The organism is Streptomyces ipomoeae 91-03 (genome assembly GCF_000317595.1).
GTDB lineage: Bacteria > Actinomycetota > Actinomycetes > Streptomycetales > Streptomycetaceae > Streptomyces > Streptomyces ipomoeae.
On record NZ_AEJC01000176.1, the window covers coordinates 1 to 744 of the forward strand.

The 744-nt window shown below is 66.0% G+C and carries 1 protein-coding gene; it reads left to right on the plus strand.

Annotated features, from left to right (window positions below; translation table 11 throughout):
• A partial coding sequence (locus STRIP9103_RS11535) for a toll/interleukin-1 receptor domain-containing protein (RefSeq protein WP_100243896.1) occupies window positions 1-714 on the plus strand: 714 nt, incomplete at its 5' end.
• Window positions 715-744 lie beyond the last annotated feature (30 nt).

A 744-nucleotide genomic window follows, 5' to 3' on the forward strand; every position in this document is an offset into this window, starting at 1 on the left:
CGTTATGCCGTCGCCCTGTTCGACCTGGTACTGACGCTGTACGCCATCCCGTTCAACCATCCGGCGTTCCAGCCGCTGCGGGCGGCGTTGCAGAGGAAGTGGGGAACACACATGGGTGAGCGCGCGGGGGCGCTGCCGCCGTCGTCGGCCGAACCCGACACAGAGGTCTACCTGTCGTACTCCTGGAGCGAGGCCAGCAACGCCGTCGCCGACGAACTGGACCTCGCCTTCCAGGCCAGGGGCGTCACGGTGGTGCGTGACCGGCGGGACATCGGCTACAAGGCGTCCATCAAGCAGTTCATGGCCCGCCTCGGGCAGGGCAAGTGCGTGATCCTGGTGATCAGCGACGCCTACCTGAAGTCGCAGAACTGTCTCTTCGAGCTGTTGGAGACGGCGAAGCACGGAGAGTTCGCCGACCGGGTGTTCCCCGTGGTGCTCCCCGACGCCCGGATCTACCGGCCGCAGGACCGCATCCGCTACGTGCGGTACTGGGAGGAGCAGATACGCGAGCTGGACGAGGAGCTGAAGACCGTTTCGGCGGCCAATCTCCAGGGCTTCCGGGAGGACATCGACCTCTACACGGAAATCCGCGCCCATCTGCCGCGGCTGGCCGACATCCTGCGCGACATGAACACACTGTCGCCCGACCTGCATCGCGACTCGGACTTCTCCGAGATCTTCGAGGCGGTGATGACCCGCCTGGCCTCCGAGTGACGTGGGGAAGGCCGGGATGTGCGAAAGGGC